Raw genomic sequence first — 18,670 nt, 5'->3', positions numbered from 1 at the left:
GCTTAACTACTACTCTTACGCCATCGATTTCTTCGACCAACTTTTACCACGGATTCAGCTTTCACTGTCTTTTCACCTTGATTAGGCAAAGGGATAATTTGTTGCTCTTCGTCAAAATATCTCCCTTGATAGCCGTTAATACCTAACTCTATCAAGGTATTCTTTTCTTGTTTAGTCTCGACCCCTACGGCAATAACTTGAGTTGGGGAGTCGCCACATGCCCCTATTAAACTACGGACAAACAGCTGATTCTCATGCCTTTGATCGATTTTCTTTATTAGGCTTCGATGAAGCTTAATAAAATTGACCTTTAAATCTTTGATGTAGTGAGTGCTAACAATGGTTCGCCCAGCTTGACCAACGATAATTTTACACCCTAGCCCTTTCAACATCTTTGCGACCGGTCTCATATAATCAAGATGAGCAATCAAGTGCCCTTCAGGGAACTCAAAGGCCAATTGAGAACGGTGTTGAGCCGAAAGCTGTAACAACTCACTTCTAAACCACTTAAAATGCTGTTTACTGGCAAACGGGGTGACATTCAAATTCACCGAATAGTTGCTAGCTTTTGTTGATTCTTTCAGTGATGTTAACAGTACTTTCAGAACCGACTGATCCATTTGAGCTTGATAGCCCACTTGCTCTACCGCGGGCATAAATCGAGACGATTTCAGTAAACCTTTGTCTGGATCTTGAATTCGAACAAACATTTCTCTATGTAATTCATTAACTTGACCAGACTCCGAAATAAGATAACACCGCTGAGCAAAGATTACTAAATTTTCAGGGAGTAGAGCTTTATCGAGTAATGTTCTCCAGCGAACGCTGCCTCTATCAAGCTCATTTTTGTTCTGTTTAGGGTAGCGGCTCCAGTTATTGATACGTTCCAACTGAGCACTCTTTAATGCGGTTTCCGTTTCATCCATGATCTTGCTATGGCGCTCACCTTCGGTATACATGGTCACACCAATATGACACCAATTGTCAAGTTCCAAAGGCTCAGGTGGCGTTAGCTTATCTAACTGCCTTAAACATTGAGCCGCCAAGGTCGCAATATCCTTTGCTCCCTGATGAGGAATAAACACCGCGAAGTCGGCTTCGTAATAACGAGAAAAGATAACATCAGGATAACGCTGAACAATATTCGATAATACTTCACCGACTTCAATGATGAAGCTGTCCGTGATTTGCTTGTCATTAGCATCACAAACTTGTTCCCACCCGTCGATACGTATTAGTAATACGCCACCTCGAGCACCACTTTCATGTAAGGTTGATTCAAGTTTGTTGTCAAAGAGTACTCGATTGGCTGTACCTGTGAGCTTATCTAGAAAGGTATGAGTACGGATAAAGGTATCAAAGCGGCTTCTTTCTTGACGAGCATCTTTCAGCTCTTCTATCAATACATCTAAGGCTTCGCTTGCCGTATACGGCCATTCTCGCTCATCGCCTTTTGCATGAGCTTCAACTTGCCCCGCAAGGATCATTCTGCCTCGCTCTTCGAGCATTTCGGATCCCATTAATTGTTCTTTTAGCCATCGAACACCACGAGCCAAACAGAAAATAATCAAAGCAACGGCTAAAGTAATCGACCACATAGCCTCCATTGAATAGTTATAACCAATGTAAGGCGGAAGTGCTTTAAATTCGATTCGATAGCCTTCATTTCGCTCTAAAACAAAACTTCTTTTATAGAGACGACTAGGATCGATTTGCGGGGAGGTATCTTTAAAGCGATAAACGATGCCAGTCCTGTTCGAGAGTTTCATCTCAACAATATTGCTCGCTTGTAACATCTTAGGCATCCAACGCTGCATCGAATACGCGGCGTCTGGGTCTTCCATCTCTTTATCTACAACATCGACAATACCAACCAAATAATGGTCTAAATATTCCTGCCCAATACGCTTAAAAGAAAGTGTGCCACCGATAAAAAGAATGAACATCGCACTGATAACTATCACGGTGACAAATGCCACTAAGCGAGTGCTCAATTTTAGTGTGGGGGTATATCTCATGAATAACGAAATCCTTTTCAACTCACATTATACCGTATTGCTACTTATACTATAAATTGACGTTGTAAATAAAGCGTTAAGAATTGTAGGTAACAAAAAGCCGCGATAAACGCGGCTTTTTCCAATTTAATACTGTCTTTATAATATATTAAAAACAGGGTCTAAAATGGGATGTCATCATCAAAATCCATCGGTGGCTCATTATATTGAGGTTGAGCCTGCTGAGGAGCTTGTTGAGGTGCTTTCGGCTGCTGTTGAGCAGGAGCACTGTATTGTTGTTGCTGCTGTTGTGGTTGCTGTGGTTGACCCCAACCACCTTGCTGTTGGTTACCCATACCACCTTGAGCAGGAGCACCGCCTTGAGCACGGCCACCAAGCATTTGCATTACACCGTTGAAGCCTTGAACAACCACTTCAGTTGTGTAGCGATCTTGACCGCTTTGATCTTGCCATTTACGAGTCTGAAGTTGACCTTCAATGTAAACTTGAGAACCTTTACGTAGGTACTCACCAGCAACTTCCGCCAGCTTGCCAAACAGAGCAACACGGTGCCATTCTGTTTTTTCACGCTGTTCGCCAGTTGCTTTGTCACGCCATGACTCTGACGTTGCAATGGTAATGTTCGCTACTGCGCCGCCATTCGGCATGTAACGAATTTCAGGGTCATTACCTAGGTTACCCACTAATATAACTTTGTTAACTCCACGGCTAGCCATGATTTGCTCCGTCTAAATTCATAGTCTCAGAAAATTTTAGCGCACAAGAATAGCATGCTTTTCTACAGTGATAAATCGCATTCCTATTCTCGCTCTTATACAAAGAATAAAAACGTAACAAATCATGATATTCAGAGCGATGTTGCTTTTTTCTCCACTGATAAACCACTCATTTACTTTGATCATTGATATTCAACGCAAGACACAACCAAGGCGCTAGAGAAGCAATGGCGTGCATGACAACGTGAAATCTAATTCTACCCTTACAAGGATTATCAATGAGAAAATCTCGATATGCTCGCACTTTACACTTTCTGTGCATAGATCCAAGCGAGACTCACCTACACGTAAAAGAGATAGAAAAGCACCTAATTATCCCACTCTACAAGATGACAGCGGGCGACTTGATGCTTTTCGATAGAAAGCAAAGTAATCGTATCTTACTCATCGACTACAAAGAGGTGCCACAGTTAATCGTTGTTTTCCCTAACTTACCCGTCATGTGGAAAAACAATGAGATCATCTTGTTCAATGTACCTCAACAGCTCCCTACCTCGGAGTTGCTCACTTTCGGCGTATTAAAAGGGCTATTTTATGACTCCGAACAAAAAGTGAAAATAGCAAAGGGGATTCAACAGGTCATTAATGGTGATAATTGGTTACCACGAAAAGTAACCAATCAACTGCTTTTTTATTACCGTAATATGGTGAACACCAACACGACACCCACCAATGTAGATTTGACGATCAGAGAAATCCAAGTGATCCGTTGCCTTCAATCGGGGTCATCCAACACTCAAATAGCCGATGATTTATTTATTAGCGAGTTCACCGTAAAGTCACACCTTTATCAGATTTTCCGTAAGTTAGCGGTTAAGAATAGAGTCCAAGCTATCGCATGGGCTAATCAGAACTTACTTGCATAATTGATCCGCCTCTTAAACTGAGGATAATTTTGAGGAAAACTCTAGTAAACCATACGTATTGTTGCTGAATTTTCGACATAACTTATGCTAGAGTTGCCCTCAGAAATATCAGCCACTCAGGTTGAATCAATAATTATTATAGATAAAGGGTCTTATCATGATCAAAAAGTGCCTTTTCCCGGCAGCTGGCTACGGTACACGCTTCTTACCTGCAACTAAGTCAATGCCTAAAGAGATGATGCCTGTTGTAAACAAGCCTCTAATTGAATACGGCGTTGAAGAAGCTATCGAAGCTGGTATGGACGGTATGTGTATTGTTACCGGTCGTGGTAAGCATTCTCTGATGGATCACTTCGATAAAAACTACGAACTCGAACATCAGATCAGCGGCACGAATAAAGAAGACTTGTTGATCAATATCCGTGAAACAATTGAAGCGGCAAACTTCACTTACATTCGCCAACGTGAAATGAAAGGTCTAGGTCATGCTATCTTGACTGGTCGCGAGCTTGTGGGTGATGAACCGTTTGCAGTCGTGCTTGCTGATGACCTTTGTGTGAACGAACAACAAGGTGTGTTGGCTCAAATGGTTGCACTATACAAACAGTTCCGTTGTTCAATCGTTGCTGTTCAAGAAGTGCCAGAAAACGAAACGCACAAATACGGTGTTATCTCTGGTGAAATGATTAAAGATGATCTTTTCCGTGTTGACGACATGGTTGAGAAGCCAGAACCAGGTACTGCACCAAGTAATCTAGCGATCATTGGCCGTTACATTCTGACTCCAGACATCTTTGAACTTATCGAGCAGACTGAACCAGGTAAAGGTGGCGAAATCCAGATTACCGATGCATTGTTAAAACAAGCCAAAGCAGGCTGTGTATTAGCATACAAATTTAAAGGCCAACGCTTTGACTGCGGTAGTGTAGAAGGCTATATCGAAGCAACAAATTACTGCTTTGAAAATCTATACAAAAAAGACCAGCAACAAATCGAACTAGGTAAGCACTCAACAACAAAAGAAGCTTAATCGCTAGTTTTGGCATACTAACTAATGATACGTAGCGATGAGTTAGTCGCGTAATAAATGATTTAAAGGGTGACTCGAAAGCGTCACCCTTTTTTTGTTTACTGTTTTTTTATCCAGTAAAACTTTGCACAAATCTCACTCTATGTAATACTTTAGCCACTTAAAATTACATGGTCTATTGAGATGGATAAAATAGAAATCAGAGGCGCTCGCACGCATAACCTCAAAGACGTCAACCTAACCATTCCCCGAGATAAGCTCATTGTTATCACAGGATTATCTGGTTCAGGAAAGTCGTCACTTGCGTTTGATACCCTTTATGCCGAGGGGCAGCGTCGCTATGTTGAGTCTTTGTCAGCCTATGCTCGTCAATTTCTATCCCTTATGGAAAAGCCTGATGTTGACCACATTGAAGGTTTGTCTCCTGCTATCTCAATAGAACAAAAGTCAACCTCTCACAACCCCCGCTCAACCGTGGGTACAATCACCGAGGTTTATGATTACTTAAGACTGCTCTACGCACGAGTAGGTGAACCACGCTGCCCAGATCACAATACTCCTTTGGCTGCACAAACCATCAGTCAAATGGTCGATAAGGTGTTAGAACTGCCTGAAGGCTCGAAGATGATGCTAATGGCACCCATCGTCAAAGAGCGCAAAGGTGAGCACGTTAAAACACTTGAGAATTTAGCCGCTCAAGGTTTTATCCGCGCTCGAATTGATGGGGAAACCTGTGACTTATCCGATCCGCCAATCCTCGAGTTGCATAAAAAGCACACCATAGAAGTCGTCGTTGATAGGTTCAAGGTTCGTCCTGATCTTCAGCAACGACTTGCTGAATCCTTCGAAACGACATTAGAGCTTTCTGGTGGCATTGCAGTTGTCGGTTGGATGGATGAAACAGAACAAGAAGAGATTGTGTTCTCTGCAAATTTCGCTTGCCCGAAATGTGGTTACAGCATGCAGGAGCTTGAGCCTCGTCTATTTTCATTCAACAATCCGGCAGGCGCTTGTGGTACTTGTGATGGCCTTGGTGTTCAGCAATATTTCGATCCAAGTCGGGTTATTTTGGATGACAATCTGAGCATTGCTGAAGGCGCAATTAAAGGTTGGGATCAAAAGAACTATTACTATTTCCAAATGTTGACGTCACTATCAGAGCATTATGGTTTTGATCTTTATTCTCCATTTAATTCTCTGCCAAAGAAAACTCAAGAGATCATCCTGAAAGGCTCTGGCCGCACAGAAGTAGAATTCAAATACATCAATGATCGTGGTGACATTCGAGTTAAGCGTCATCCATTTGAAGGTATTCTCAACACTTTAGAACGTCGTTATCACGACACCGAGTCAAGCGCTGTGCGTGAAGACTTAGCTAAATATATTTCGACAAAATCTTGTTCTAGCTGTAACGGCACTCGTTTGAGATTAGAAGCAAGAAACGTCTTTATTGGTGACACCACACTGCCTGAAATCGTTGAGCTCAGCATTGCCGATGCACTGCAATTTTTCCAAGAATTGAAGCTAGACGGTCAACGTGGACAAATCGCAGATAAAGTGATGAAAGAGATCAATGACCGACTGCATTTCTTAGTTAATGTCGGTTTGAATTATCTCAACCTATCACGCAGTGCAGAAACGTTATCTGGCGGAGAAGCACAACGGATCCGCTTAGCAAGCCAAATAGGCGCAGGCTTGGTTGGTGTTATGTACGTACTCGATGAACCATCGATTGGTCTCCACCAGCGCGATAATGAACGCCTACTTCAAACTTTAGTTCACCTAAGAGACTTAGGCAATACCGTACTTGTCGTTGAGCATGATGAAGATGCGATTCGCTGCGCTGACCATGTTATTGATATCGGTCCAGGTGCCGGGGTTCACGGCGGCCATGTGGTTGCTGAAGGGACAATGCAAGATATTCTCGATAACCCAGAATCATTAACTGGGCAATATCTGAGCGGTGTAAAAGAAATTGCTATACCAACAGAAAGAACACCTATCGACAGAAAGAAGGTCGTTGAGATAGTCGGGGCGACAGGTAATAACCTCAAAAATATCACGGCAACCATTCCAGTCGGTTTGTTTAGCTGTATCACAGGCGTATCAGGTTCCGGTAAATCTACGCTAATCAACGATACCTTTTTTAAGATCGCTCATACCCAACTCAATGGTGCGACGACAGCCGTAGCTGCGCCGCATAAGAAGCTCAAAGGGCTAGAACATTTTGATAAGGTGATTGATATCGATCAGAGCCCTATCGGTCGTACACCAAGATCAAACCCTGCTACTTATACTGGGATCTTTACTCCGATCCGTGAGTTATTTGCGGGTACACAAGAGTCGCGATCTCGTGGCTATAAACCAGGACGATTCAGTTTTAACGTTCGTGGGGGTCGCTGTGAAGCGTGTCAGGGAGACGGTGTGATCAAAGTAGAGATGCACTTTTTACCCGATGTGTATGTGCCGTGTGATGTGTGTAAAGGTAAGCGTTATAACCGTGAAACTTTAGAAGTTCGCTATAAAGGCAAAACCATTGACGAAGTTCTAGAGATGACAGTGGAAGATGCGCGCGAATTCTTTAACCCTGTTCCTGTGATTGCTCGTAAGCTACAAACCTTAATGGATGTTGGTCTTTCTTACATCCGTCTTGGGCAAGCAGCAACAACCTTATCCGGCGGTGAAGCACAACGTATCAAACTCGCACGTGAGCTATCTAAACGAGATACAGGAAAAACCTTATACATTCTAGATGAACCAACTACTGGCCTTCATTTCCATGATATTCAACAGCTACTCACGGTTCTACACAGGCTGCGTGATCACGGAAATACGGTTGTTGTGATTGAACACAACCTAGATGTCGTCAAAACCGCAGATTGGATATTAGATTTAGGCCCTGAAGGTGGTCAAGGTGGTGGTGAGATTGTTGCAGAGGGTACACCTGAAGATGTGGCGTTAGTCGAAGGTTCACACACTGCTCGCTTCCTTAAGCCTATGTTAAATTTGAAGTAGGTGTAAAATAGCGCCCTGCGGGCAGACAGAAAAATGTTAAAGTAACAGAGCTTGTTTCAAAAGGAACAAGCTCTGTTTTTATAAGGTTAGGGATTTATGGCAACAATACATACTAGCGGTACCCAGCTAGAAAATCAGATAACTCAGCTACCACTCAATAAAGCCTTTCTTGCTTCTTTAGCTGTCGTATTCTTATTAGCTATGCATTTTTTCATGCCGAACCCTGGGGGCTCTGGCCTAGCTTTATCCTTTAACCCTATGACTTGGTTAGCACTAAGCTTTACGTTAGCGATTGGCTTTTATCAGCTAGCGACTAACCGGGTGCTCAAATATTCCAAACTAACCGTTGGTTTACTGGTTAGCTGCATCATACTTACGCTACCCATCTTTTACAGCAACGCATCACCTCAAGGAGCATCAGGGCGCTTGCTTGGATTGTGGGCAGGCTTTGCGTTATTCGTCGTCCTCCAGCAATTTAAATTCAGCAATAAACACAAGCAACGTATATTGTGGTTCATTGTACTCGCTGTCGTCATTCAAGCGTTGTTTGGTTATGTACAATATTTTGCCTTAGAGCCAGGAAACCCATTTGGCTACAACACGGCTGCTAATCGACCTTACGGGATCTTCCAACAACCCAATGTTATGGCCAGCTTCCTAGCCACTGGCTTTGTGCTTTCTGCTTATCTTCTTGCGAGACAACCCGCGAAATATAACCACAAGATTAGCGAGTCGATTTTACTTTATTTAACTCCAACCTTAACCGTACCTCTATTAATTATTATTGCATCACGAACGGGTTGGTTGGCAGCGGTAATAGGGTTGATATGCATTCTGCCTTACCTATACAAATTCTCGACTAAGAAGCGATTTTACGGATGGTGCACATCAGTAGTAGTCGGTATCGCTGTTGCGTTTACGGTTATTAACCTGAGCACAACGGATAGTCTCGCGAGCAAAAGAACCAATTTAGAAAGCCCAAGAGCCTATACCTTTCCACAAGCGTTAGACATGATGATAGAAAAGCCATTTACAGGTTATGGTTACGGGAAGTTTGAACCTGAATACACCTTATATACGGCTCGCCAGCATCAACTTAACTCGAATTATCACCCCGGCCTTCCATCCATGGATCACCCTCACAATGAGTTTCTTTTTTGGGGCGTAGAGGGCGGGATAGTACCAATCATCGGTATCTTGATTGCTGCGGTGCTGGTGATGTCACGTATAGCCAGTTCGGCTAAAGGAACTCGTCTAGCACTGCTCGCGCTATTTATACCCATACTCTTGCATTCTCAGCTCGAGTATCCATTTTATCACTCTGCGATTCACTGGATAACCTTTATCATTTTGATTTACTGGGTTGATCAACGCTCTTCTCGGCACTATCAACAGTCGTTTAGTATCGTCAGTAAAACCCTCTTTAGAGTGTCGAGCTTAGTGATTCCGATCTTGGTGAACTTCTATATGTTGAGCGCGCTGCATACCAATTATGTGCTGACTCAATTTGAACAATCTAAGCCGAAGAACCCAGATATTCTTAAGCAAGTTACGAATCCCGTAGTATGGAAAGATCGCTATGATTGGGATGTGTACAGCACGTATCTCAACATTGGGCTCTACAAAGCTGATCCGAGTCTTATTCAGCCTTATGTTGATTGGTCTTTGGAAATAATAAAGAGTAAACCAAGACCCGCGTTTTACAGTAACCTAATCCTCGCGTACCAGGGTTTAGGCGATCACAGCAAAGCAGAACAAATTCGGAGCGAAGCAAGCTTCTTATTTCCAAATAGAGATTTTTCAAAAGTTCAGTATAAGAAAATTTCAGCCGCTGAGAACAACGTATCTTCTGCCAAGTGATATTGATGCAGCTAAAGCGGTAGACTTTGGAGGCTTAAGTTAGGCACAAAAAAAGCGCACGATCTCTCGTGCGCTTTTTTTTCGAATTTTACGATTAATTATTCTAATACATCTTTTAGTGCTTTTAAGCACAATGCGACGTTCTCTTTACGAGCGCCATAACCCATTAAACCAATACGCCAAGCCTTCCCTGCCAAAGAACCAAGGCCTGCACCGATTTCAAGATTATACTCTTCTAACAACTGCGTTCTTATTTTGGCTTCATCAATCCCTTCAGGGAAGTAAAGCGCATTCAATTGAGGTAGGCGACTCTCTTCGTCAACCACAAATTTTAACCCCAAAGCTTCTACGCCAGCTTTCAGTTCTTGGTGCATCGCATAGTGACGTGACCAAGTGTTGTCTAGGCCTTCATTTTTCAATAAAACCAACGACTCATGCAGAGCATACAGGCTATTCACCGGCGCCGTGTGGTGGTAACTACGCTTACCTTCGCCACTCCAATAACCTAATACTAAACTTTGATCTAGGAACCAGCTTTGCACTGGCGCTTGGCGGGCTTTCATTTTATCAACAGCACGCTGAGAAAAAGTAACCGGAGATAGTCCAGGTACGCAAGATAGACACTTTTGGCTACCCGAATAAACTGCATCAAGCTGCCACTCATCAACCAGCAATGGCACACCACCTAGAGACGTTACTGCATCAACAATCGTTAACGCATCAAACTGACGAGCGATAGCTGAGATAACTTGAGCATCCGATAACGCGCCAGTAGACGTCTCTGCATGCACAAATGCGACAGCAACTGCATCAGGGTTTTCTGCCAATGCCTTTTCGACCTTTTCAACGGAAACGGGCTTGCCCCACTCATCATCTACAAGGATCGCTTCACCACCACAGCGAACCACATTTTCTCGCATACGCTCACCGAAGACACCGTTGCGACAAACAATCACCTTCTCGCCAGGCTCAATCAAGTTAACAAAACAGGTTTCCATGCCTGCACTGCCTGGAGCAGAGACAGCAATCGTAAATTCATTCTCTGTTTGAAATGCATACTTAAGGAGTTGTTTCAGCTCATCCATCATCGCGATAAATAACGGGTCGAGGTGACCAATGGTTGGGCGGCTTAAGGCCTGTAAGACTTGAGGCGAAATGTCTGAAGGACCCGGTCCCATTAACGTTCGGTGCGGTGGATAAAAGCTATCAATAGCAGTAGTGAGTGTTAAATTAGACATGTACATCCCTTACGTTAATGTTGTGAACAATCCACCCTAAAGCAAATTGATTACCTCAGCAATTAGCCATAAGTATTGAGGTCACACCAGTGTCACATAATTGTTAAAATTATTTTTTAAATATCTCCAGTTACGGATTGACATTGTTACCGCAAACACGTTCAATGAAATGGCTATCTAGCAGAAGAGGAGCACTGCCCAGGCAGATGTTTTGTGGAACCGCATTTCCAATACAAAACATTAAGGGGGAGCAGTGCCGAGATAATAAAAGGATGCAGGACCTTTATTATCGGTTGAGCGGGCTGAATCCCGGCAACTGTCGCCATTTCTATATGGTGAGGAGCTTCTGAGGTTACTATTCTAATAATTCCTCTCTTTTTGCTCTAAATACTCTCTTCGAAAAACATCGGACGTTGGATTACCCAACCGTAATTTTATTTTAGGAAGTCGTGGGAGATATATCGTGAGTGCATCTAATGTAGCTGGTTCTTTTAATGTCGCTAAGTTTGGTGGAACAAGTGTTGCCAACTTTGAAGCAATGAGCCGTTGTGCTGCTATTATTGAAAATAACTCGAATACGAAACTGGTCGTGAGCAGTGCATGCTCTGGCGTTACCAACCTACTCGTTGAACTCGCGAATGGGGTTCAAGACAAAGCTCGTCGTCAGGATTTGATGACGCAACTGACTGACATTCATAACGCAATTCTCGATCAGCTAGCTGATCCAATCAGTATCGAAAAAGACGTACATTGTATTCTCGATGATATTGCGAGCGCCGCAGAAGCTGCATCATTTCAAGCCAGCACTAAATTGACAGATCACCTTGTCGCATGTGGTGAGCTGATGTCGACACACATTTTGGCTCAGATTATTCGTGAACGAGGTACACCAGCCGTTCGTTTTGATATCAGAGAAGTGATGCGCACTAATGGTGATTTTGGTAAAGCAGAACCACAACTTGAAGATATTTCAGCCCTAGCAAAAGAGAAGCTTATACCACTTTGCCAACAGCAAGTTGTGGTTACTCAAGGCTTTATCGGTGCAGATAGCGAAGGTAACACCACGACTTTAGGCCGTGGTGGCAGCGATTATTCCGCCGCGCTGATCGCCGAATCAGTACAGGCAATGGGGTTGGAAATCTGGACAGATGTTCCGGGTATTTACACGACAGATCCACGCATCGCACCGAAAGCATCTCCTATTCCAGAGATCAGTTTTAGCGAAGCATCGGAAATGGCAAACTTTGGTGCGAAGATACTGCACCCTTCAACTCTAGTACCTGCATTGCGCCACCAAATCCCGGTATTTGTCGGCTCTTCTAAAGCACCAGAGTTAGGTGGAACTTGGATTCGCCAAGAAGTTGAAAGCTCACCATTATTCAGAGCACTTGCTCTTCGTTGCAACCAAACGATGGTTACACTTCGCAGTGCAAACATGTTCCATGCTTACGGCTTTTTGGCGAAGGTATTCGAGATCCTTGCTAAACATAAGATCTCAGTCGATCTCATCACGACTTCAGAGATCAGTGTCTCACTGACTCTCGATCAAACAGACACATCAGGTGGTGCTCCTGAGTTACCAGAAGCTGCTCGACTGGAGCTTGAAGAGTTGTGTTCTGTAGATATTGAACACGACCTATGCCTTGTTGCGCTTATTGGCAACAACATGAGTGAAAATAAAGGCTATGCAAAGCAGGTGTTTGGCACTCTGGAAGATTTCAATCTACGTATGATTTGTTACGGAGCAAGCCCACACAACTTGTGCTTCTTGCTAGATGCATCTGTTTCTAAGTTGGCGATCCAAAAACTTCACCAAGAGTTATTTGAATAAGGCGATGGTTAATTAATTGGTTTTAATTAACCAAACCCCAGATACAAAAAGGGTTGCTCTTGAGCAACCCTTTCTCTTTTTTACTTTACGAACCAAAGCTCGTCATAGATTCAAACTAGTTAATGTTTGGACCTAACCACTTCTCAGCTTCCAACATATCCCAGCCCTTACGATCAGCATAGCTTTCTACTTGATCCTGTTGAATCTGTGCAATCGCAAAATATCGCGAATCAGGATGAGAGAAGTACATACCCGACACTGAGGCACCTGGCCACATTGCGTAACTCGTGGTTAGTGACATGTCGATGGCTTTTTCAACGTCCATCAACTCCCACAATGTGCCTTTCTCTGTATGTTCTGGGCAAGCAGGGTAACCCGGAGCTGGACGAATACCTTGGTACTTCTCTCGAATCAAATCGTCGTTAGACAAATCCTCATCAGGCGAGTAACCCCAAATGTCCTTTCTCACTTCTTTGTGTAAATATTCTGCAAACGCTTCAGCCAAACGGTCCGCAACCGCCTGAATCATAATCGCATTGTAATCATCACCATTAGCTTTATATTCATCAGCAAGCTCTCGCTCACCAATACCGCCAGTAACCGCAAAGCCACCAATCCAGTCAGCTTTACCGCTGTCTTTTGGAGCAATGTAATCTGACAAGCAGTAGTTAAAACCTTTTGGCTTCTCGGTTTGCTGGCGAAGATTATGCAGAACCTTCAGCACTTCTGTACGGGATTCATCGGTATACACCTCGATATCATCACCCACACTGTTCGCAGGGAACATGGCACACATACCACGAGCTTCAAGTAACTTCTCTTTCTCTACGCGATCCAACAAATCGTTGGCATCTTTGAATAGTCGTTTAGCTTCATCCCCCACCTCTTCGTGATCAAGGATTGCTGGGTACTTACCAACTAATGACCATGTCATAAAGAACGGAGTCCAGTCGATGTACTGACGCAAAGTCGCTACATCAAAATCACTGAAAATATGTACTCCCGGCTTAGCGGGTGCAGGGGGAGTGTAGGCATCCCAATCGATAGCAACTTTATTGGCACGAGCTTTCTCAAGTGTGACGGGCTTGGTACGAGGTTTTTTACGATTGTGTTGATCTCTAACTCGATCATAATCGATGTTCAACTTCTCAACGAAAGCAGGTTTCAATTCATCAGAGAGTAATGAAGTACAAACGCCTACAGCGCGAGATGCGTTATTGACATAAACAACTGGCTCAGAGTAGTTCTGCTCAATCTTAACCGCAGTGTGTGCTTTAGATGTCGTTGCTCCGCCAATAAGAAGAGGCAGCTTAAAGCCTTGTCTCTCCATCTCTTTGGCTACATGTACCATTTCATCAAGAGAAGGGGTAATCAGACCCGACAAACCAATAATGTCGACATTCTCTTCTTTAGCTACCTTAAGGATTTTTTCACATGAAACCATCACGCCTAAATCGATAATTTCGTAGTTATTACACTGCAAGACAACGCCCACAATGTTTTTGCCAATATCGTGAACATCGCCTTTTACGGTCGCCAGTAAGATTTTTCCGTTAGTCGCACCAACATCTTTAGTTGCATTAATAAATGGTTCTAGATGTGCTACCGCCTGCTTCATAACACGGGCAGATTTCACTACTTGAGGAAGGAACATTTTACCTTCACCAAACAGATCACCAACCACGTTCATACCATCCATTAATGGGCCTTCAATCACCTCAATAGGGCGAGAGGCATTAACGCGAGCTTCTTCGGTATCTTCAACAATAAAATCGGTAATACCTTTCACTAAAGAGTGTTCTAAGCGCTTTTCTACTGGCCAAGTTCGCCATTCTAGAGCTGACTTATCTTCAACTTTACCAACGGCTCGCTCTAGGTACTCGGTTGCCATATCAAGCAAACGTTCTGTCGAATCATCACGACGGTTAAGTACTACATCTTCAACCGCTTCACGTAAATCTTCAGGCACGTTATCGTAAATCTCTAACTGCCCGGCATTTACGATACCCATATCCATACCATTTTTGAAACAGTGGTATAGGAATACTGCGTGGATTGCCTCACGAACGTAGTTATTACCGCGGAACGAGAACGAAACATTCGATACACCACCAGAGATCATTGCATGAGGGAGATCGCGTTTGATATCTCCTACTGCTTCAATAAAATCAACCGCATAATTGTTATGCTCGTCAATGCCCGTCGCAACTGCAAAAATGTTCGGATCGAAAATAATATCTTCAGGTGGGAAACCGACTTCATCAACAAGAATGTTGTAGGCATTGGTACAGATCTCAACTTTACGCTCTCGAGTATCGGCTTGGCCGACTTCATCGAAGGCCATCACAATGACTGCGGCACCATAACGACGAACTAATTTAGCTTGCTCGACAAACTTCTCTTTCCCTTCCTTCAATGAGATAGAGTTAACGATGCCTTTACCCTGAATACATTTCAGACCCGCTTCAATAACTTCCCATTTTGAAGAGTCGACCATGACTGGCACTTTCGAGATCTCTGGCTCAGATGCACATAGATTAAGGAATTTAACCATGCACGCCTCAGCGTCTAGCATCCCTTCATCCATGTTGATATCAATGATTTGTGCACCGTTTTCTACTTGCTCTCGAGCAACACTCAACGCTTCATCGTAAAGCTCTTCTTTAATCAGGCGCTTAAATCGAGCTGAGCCGGTAACGTTAGTACGCTCACCTACGTTCACAAACAGAGATTCTTTGGCGATCGTCAACGGCTCTAACCCCGAAAGACGGCAAGAGACTGGCAAATCGGGTAATTGGCGCGGCATTACACCGTCAACAGCCTCGGCCATCTGACGAATATGTTTTGGTGTCGTACCACAACAGCCACCAATTAAGTTCAAGAAGCCACTTTCAGCCCATTCCTTAACATGTTCAGCCATATCTTCGGGAGAAAGGTCATACTCGCCAAACGCATTAGGTAAACCGGCGTTAGGGTGAGCAGAAACATAGCTTTCTGAGATACGGGACATCTCACCAACGTACTCTCGCAGTTCATCTGGCCCGAGTGCACAGTTCAATCCAAACGAAATAGGTTTAACATGACGAAGGGCGTTATAGAATGCCTCAGTAGTCTGTCCTGAAAGCGTACGGCCTGATGCATCAGTTATGGTGCCTGAGATCATGACTGGCAATTTAATACCAACTTCTTCAAAAACCGATTCAACAGCAAAAGAACATGCTTTTGCATTTAACGTGTCGAAGATAGTCTCGATAAGAATAAGATCTGAGCCGCCTTTAATAAGTGCTCGTGTCGATTCGGAGTAAGCTTCAACAAGCTCATCAAAGCTAACATTACGGTAGCCTGGATCATTAACATCTGGGGATATAGAACACGTTCGGTTTGTTGGACCTAACACCCCTGCCACAAAGCGAGGTTTATCCGGAGTCTTTGCTGTCCACTCATCAGCAGCTTCACGAGCTAGCTTGGCAGCAGCAAAGTTAATTTCTTCGCTAAGGCTTTCCATATCATAGTCGGCCATAGCAATGGTTGTTGCATTAAAGGTATTGGTTTCGAGGATATCAGCCCCAGCTTCCAAATATTCAGTATGGATATCTTTGATAAGCTTGGGCTGTGTAAGAACTAAAAGGTCATTGTTGCCCTTTAAGTCACTATGCCAATTAGCAAAACGTTCACCGCGGTAGTCTTGCTCTTCCAATTTATAGTCCTGAATCATAGTGCCCATGCCACCATCGATCAGTAAAATTCGTTGCTTCAACAGAGCTTCAATCTTTTGCCTTACATTACTTCCCACAGTACAACCTCATTCCTTTAATTATCCCTCCATCCTATCACACATTAAAAAGGAGTCTAGACGTCTAAAAAAGGAAATTGATTACCGAGTCATGACAAAATAATGTTTGCTATTTGAGCATGAGACAACGAAAATTCATATTCATACTTTGTTACATGTTGGAATACCAATGTCGGTCTATTACACCTTATGCTTCTTGTCCGCTGCTGCCATGCTTATTGCTTTCGTGAATACCAAAATTGGTAAGATGCAGACAACCATCGCCATCACAGCTGGTTCAATGATGCTATCTCTATTGATTATCATTGCGGGACAAAATAATTGGTTCCAATTGGCAGACATTGCCTCAGAGACCGTTGCCAGTATCAATTTTGAAGATTTCCTTCTAAAAGGGATATTAGGGTTCTTACTATTTGCAGGCGGGTTGGGAATTAAATTACCAAACCTAAAAGACCAAAAGTGGGAAATAACAGTACTCGCATTAGGGGCAACGCTATTTTCAACATTCTTTATTGGTTTTGTGCTCTATGGGTTCTGTCAGTTCATCGGTATTCAATTTGATCTAATTTACTGCTTACTCTTTGGCTCTCTAATCTCCCCGACCGATCCAATTGCCGTGTTAGCCATCGTAAAGAAACTCGATGCGCCAAGACGAATCTCTACTCAAATCGAGGGAGAGTCTCTATTTAACGATGGTTTTGGTTTAGTTATCTTCGTAACCCTATTTACTATCGCATTTGGTACAGAAGCGCCAACAGTCAGCAGTGTAACTATGCTTTTTGTTCAAGAAGCGATTGGCGGAATTGTCTACGGTTTTGCTTTAGGCCTCGTATTCCACTACTTAATTAGCAATACAGATGACCACTCGATGGAGTTACTATTAACCATCGGTATCCCAACTGCTGGTTATGCCTTTGCTGAAGTTCTACATGTATCGGGACCATTGGCAATGGTGGTATCAGGTATCATGATTGGTAACTGGACACGCTTTATCGGATTCTCAAAAGAGAGTGAAGACCACTTAGACCATTTCTGGGAGCTAATAGACGAGTTTTTAAATGGTGTATTGTTTTTACTAATCGGTATGTCAATGTTGCTATTCAAATTCCACCAAGAAGACTGGATCTTAATGGCGTTCGCCGTTCCTCTAGTACTAAGCGCTCGCTACCTAAGTGTCTTCTTGTCTTATATCGGGTTTAAGCGCTTTAGAACTTATAACCCATGGTCTATAAAAATTCTAACTTGGGGTGGTTTACGTGGCGGCTTAGCTCTCGCTATGGCACTTTCTATACCTTCTGGCATTTGGGTAATTGAAGAGAAGCTCATCGATGTAAAAGAAGTTATCCTCGTTATGACCTATGCGGTAGTTGTATTCTCGATTTTAGTACAAGGCTCGACAATTACTCCTATGATCGAAAAAGCAAAGCAAGCAGAGAAAGAGCTAGATTAACATCTCATAATATTAAACTAGGCTGCCTAATTTAGGTGGCCTTTTTTGTATCCTCTATAAATTGGACACATCAAATATTCCACACTCAAAAGCATCTATGTGGACTAAAATCTAGATCGAGCTGAGACCAAAAGAAGGCAAAAGAAATTTAATAACTATGTAGAAGACTCGTGAAACAACGATCTTAGCTCTATTCTAGTTCTTACTAGGGACAAGTCATGCAAAGAACTCGTTCACCTTTAGCACTATTGGGCATCCCCACCAAATCGGTCTTCAGTTGTATAAGTATAAATTGGATAGGGTTTACCATTTAATCTTGAAACAAAAGTAATGAGACTAAGAGCCTAGCAGCAATAACTTTAGCCATTATCGGAAGCTGCGGTATTAAATGAGTGTTGAGCAGAAAGACTCTATTTTTCAACTAAGTCTAAAAACGGAAGGTTACAACAAATAGGTTTCCAGAGGTGCGAGTAGATAGGAATAGCTAAAGTAACAAAAACAAAAAGGCTCTAGCATTTCTGCTAGAGCCTTAAGTATGGCAGGGGTGGAGAGATTCGAACTCCCAACACGCGGATTTGGAATCCGCTGCTCTGCCAATTGGAGCTACACCCCTAAAACTTTCATTACTTCAGATTCGAAAAAACCTCGCACTAGGCGAGGTTATCGAATAAGTGGCGGAGTGGACGGGACTCGAACCCGCGACCCCCGGCGTGACAGGCCGGTATTCTAACCAACTGAACTACCACTCCGCAGTGGTCAACTCACTAAGTGAGCGTCCATATCCCCAGGTTGG

The 18,670-nt window shown here is 43.3% G+C and carries 10 protein-coding genes, 2 tRNA genes and 1 riboswitch; of the genes, 6 read left to right on the top strand and 6 right to left on the bottom strand.

All coding sequences use genetic code 11. The features are described 5' to 3' along the window. Positions 1 to 2: 2 nt before the first annotated feature. Positions 3 to 2,018: an RNase E specificity factor CsrD gene (gene csrD, locus L8S15_RS08820; RefSeq protein WP_016797200.1), complete on the bottom strand. Its 2,016-nt coding sequence runs from the start codon at positions 2,016 to 2,018 to the stop codon at positions 3 to 5. A gap of 161 nt (positions 2,019 to 2,179) precedes the next feature. Next, the gene (locus L8S15_RS08815) at positions 2,180 to 2,734 is read right to left on the bottom strand and encodes a single-stranded DNA-binding protein (RefSeq protein WP_010434324.1); all 555 of its coding nucleotides are present in this window, start codon (positions 2,732 to 2,734) and stop codon (positions 2,180 to 2,182) included. Between the two features lie 278 nt (positions 2,735 to 3,012). On the opposite strand from L8S15_RS08815, the gene L8S15_RS08810 reads away from it, so the two are divergent. The 4 genes from L8S15_RS08810 (at position 3,013) to L8S15_RS08795 (ending at position 9,565) form a co-directional block, all read left to right on the top strand. Beyond that, complete coding sequence (locus L8S15_RS08810; protein ID WP_016767798.1) at positions 3,013 to 3,660, top strand: LuxR C-terminal-related transcriptional regulator; 648 nt, start codon at positions 3,013 to 3,015, stop codon at positions 3,658 to 3,660. Between the two features lie 157 nt (positions 3,661 to 3,817). Next, a complete protein-coding gene (gene galU, locus L8S15_RS08805) occupies positions 3,818 to 4,690 on the top strand; it encodes a UTP--glucose-1-phosphate uridylyltransferase GalU (RefSeq protein ID WP_004735975.1) in 873 nt (290 codons plus the stop codon). A gap of 183 nt (positions 4,691 to 4,873) precedes the next feature. Continuing rightward, positions 4,874 to 7,705, top strand: coding sequence for an excinuclease ABC subunit UvrA (gene uvrA / locus L8S15_RS08800; protein ID WP_280572702.1), 2,832 nt, complete (start codon positions 4,874 to 4,876; stop codon positions 7,703 to 7,705). Positions 7,706 to 7,801: 96 nt separating this feature from the next. After that, the gene (locus L8S15_RS08795; RefSeq protein ID WP_280572700.1) at positions 7,802 to 9,565 is read left to right on the top strand and encodes a PglL family O-oligosaccharyltransferase; all 1,764 of its coding nucleotides are present in this window, start codon (positions 7,802 to 7,804) and stop codon (positions 9,563 to 9,565) included. 98 nt (positions 9,566 to 9,663) lie between these two features. Here L8S15_RS08795 and L8S15_RS08790 read toward each other — a convergent pair whose 3' ends face one another. Then, complete coding sequence (locus L8S15_RS08790; RefSeq protein WP_280572698.1) at positions 9,664 to 10,803, bottom strand: alanine--glyoxylate aminotransferase family protein; 1,140 nt, start codon at positions 10,801 to 10,803, stop codon at positions 9,664 to 9,666. A 176-nt stretch (positions 10,804 to 10,979) separates the two neighbouring features. Next, positions 10,980 to 11,157, top strand: a riboswitch (Lysine riboswitch). A 109-nt stretch (positions 11,158 to 11,266) separates the two neighbouring features. Between L8S15_RS08790 and lysC the strand changes: the two genes are divergently transcribed. Beyond that, complete coding sequence (gene lysC, locus L8S15_RS08785; protein ID WP_010434311.1) at positions 11,267 to 12,634, top strand: lysine-sensitive aspartokinase 3; 1,368 nt, start codon at positions 11,267 to 11,269, stop codon at positions 12,632 to 12,634. Between the two features lie 115 nt (positions 12,635 to 12,749). Here lysC and metH read toward each other — a convergent pair whose 3' ends face one another. Further along, positions 12,750 to 16,427: a methionine synthase gene (metH, locus tag L8S15_RS08780; protein WP_280572695.1), complete on the bottom strand. Its 3,678-nt coding sequence runs from the start codon at positions 16,425 to 16,427 to the stop codon at positions 12,750 to 12,752. A gap of 169 nt (positions 16,428 to 16,596) precedes the next feature. Here metH and L8S15_RS08775 point away from each other — a divergent pair, with 169 nt between their 5' ends. Continuing rightward, entirely contained in the window at positions 16,597 to 17,877 is a 1,281-nt protein-coding gene (locus L8S15_RS08775) for a sodium:proton antiporter (protein WP_010434305.1), read from the top strand. A gap of 536 nt (positions 17,878 to 18,413) precedes the next feature. Here the strand turns inward: L8S15_RS08775 and L8S15_RS08770 are convergent. Continuing rightward, positions 18,414 to 18,490, bottom strand: a tRNA-Trp gene (locus tag L8S15_RS08770). A 59-nt stretch (positions 18,491 to 18,549) separates the two neighbouring features. Next, positions 18,550 to 18,626, bottom strand: a tRNA-Asp gene (locus L8S15_RS08765). Positions 18,627 to 18,670 lie beyond the last annotated feature (44 nt).

It is taken from the genome of Vibrio sp. S/42/10 (assembly GCF_029890535.1).
GTDB lineage: Bacteria > Pseudomonadota > Gammaproteobacteria > Enterobacterales > Vibrionaceae > Vibrio > Vibrio cyclitrophicus.
Note: the sequence above shows the minus strand (reverse complement) of the source record. Positions and strands in the feature narration are given on the sequence as shown.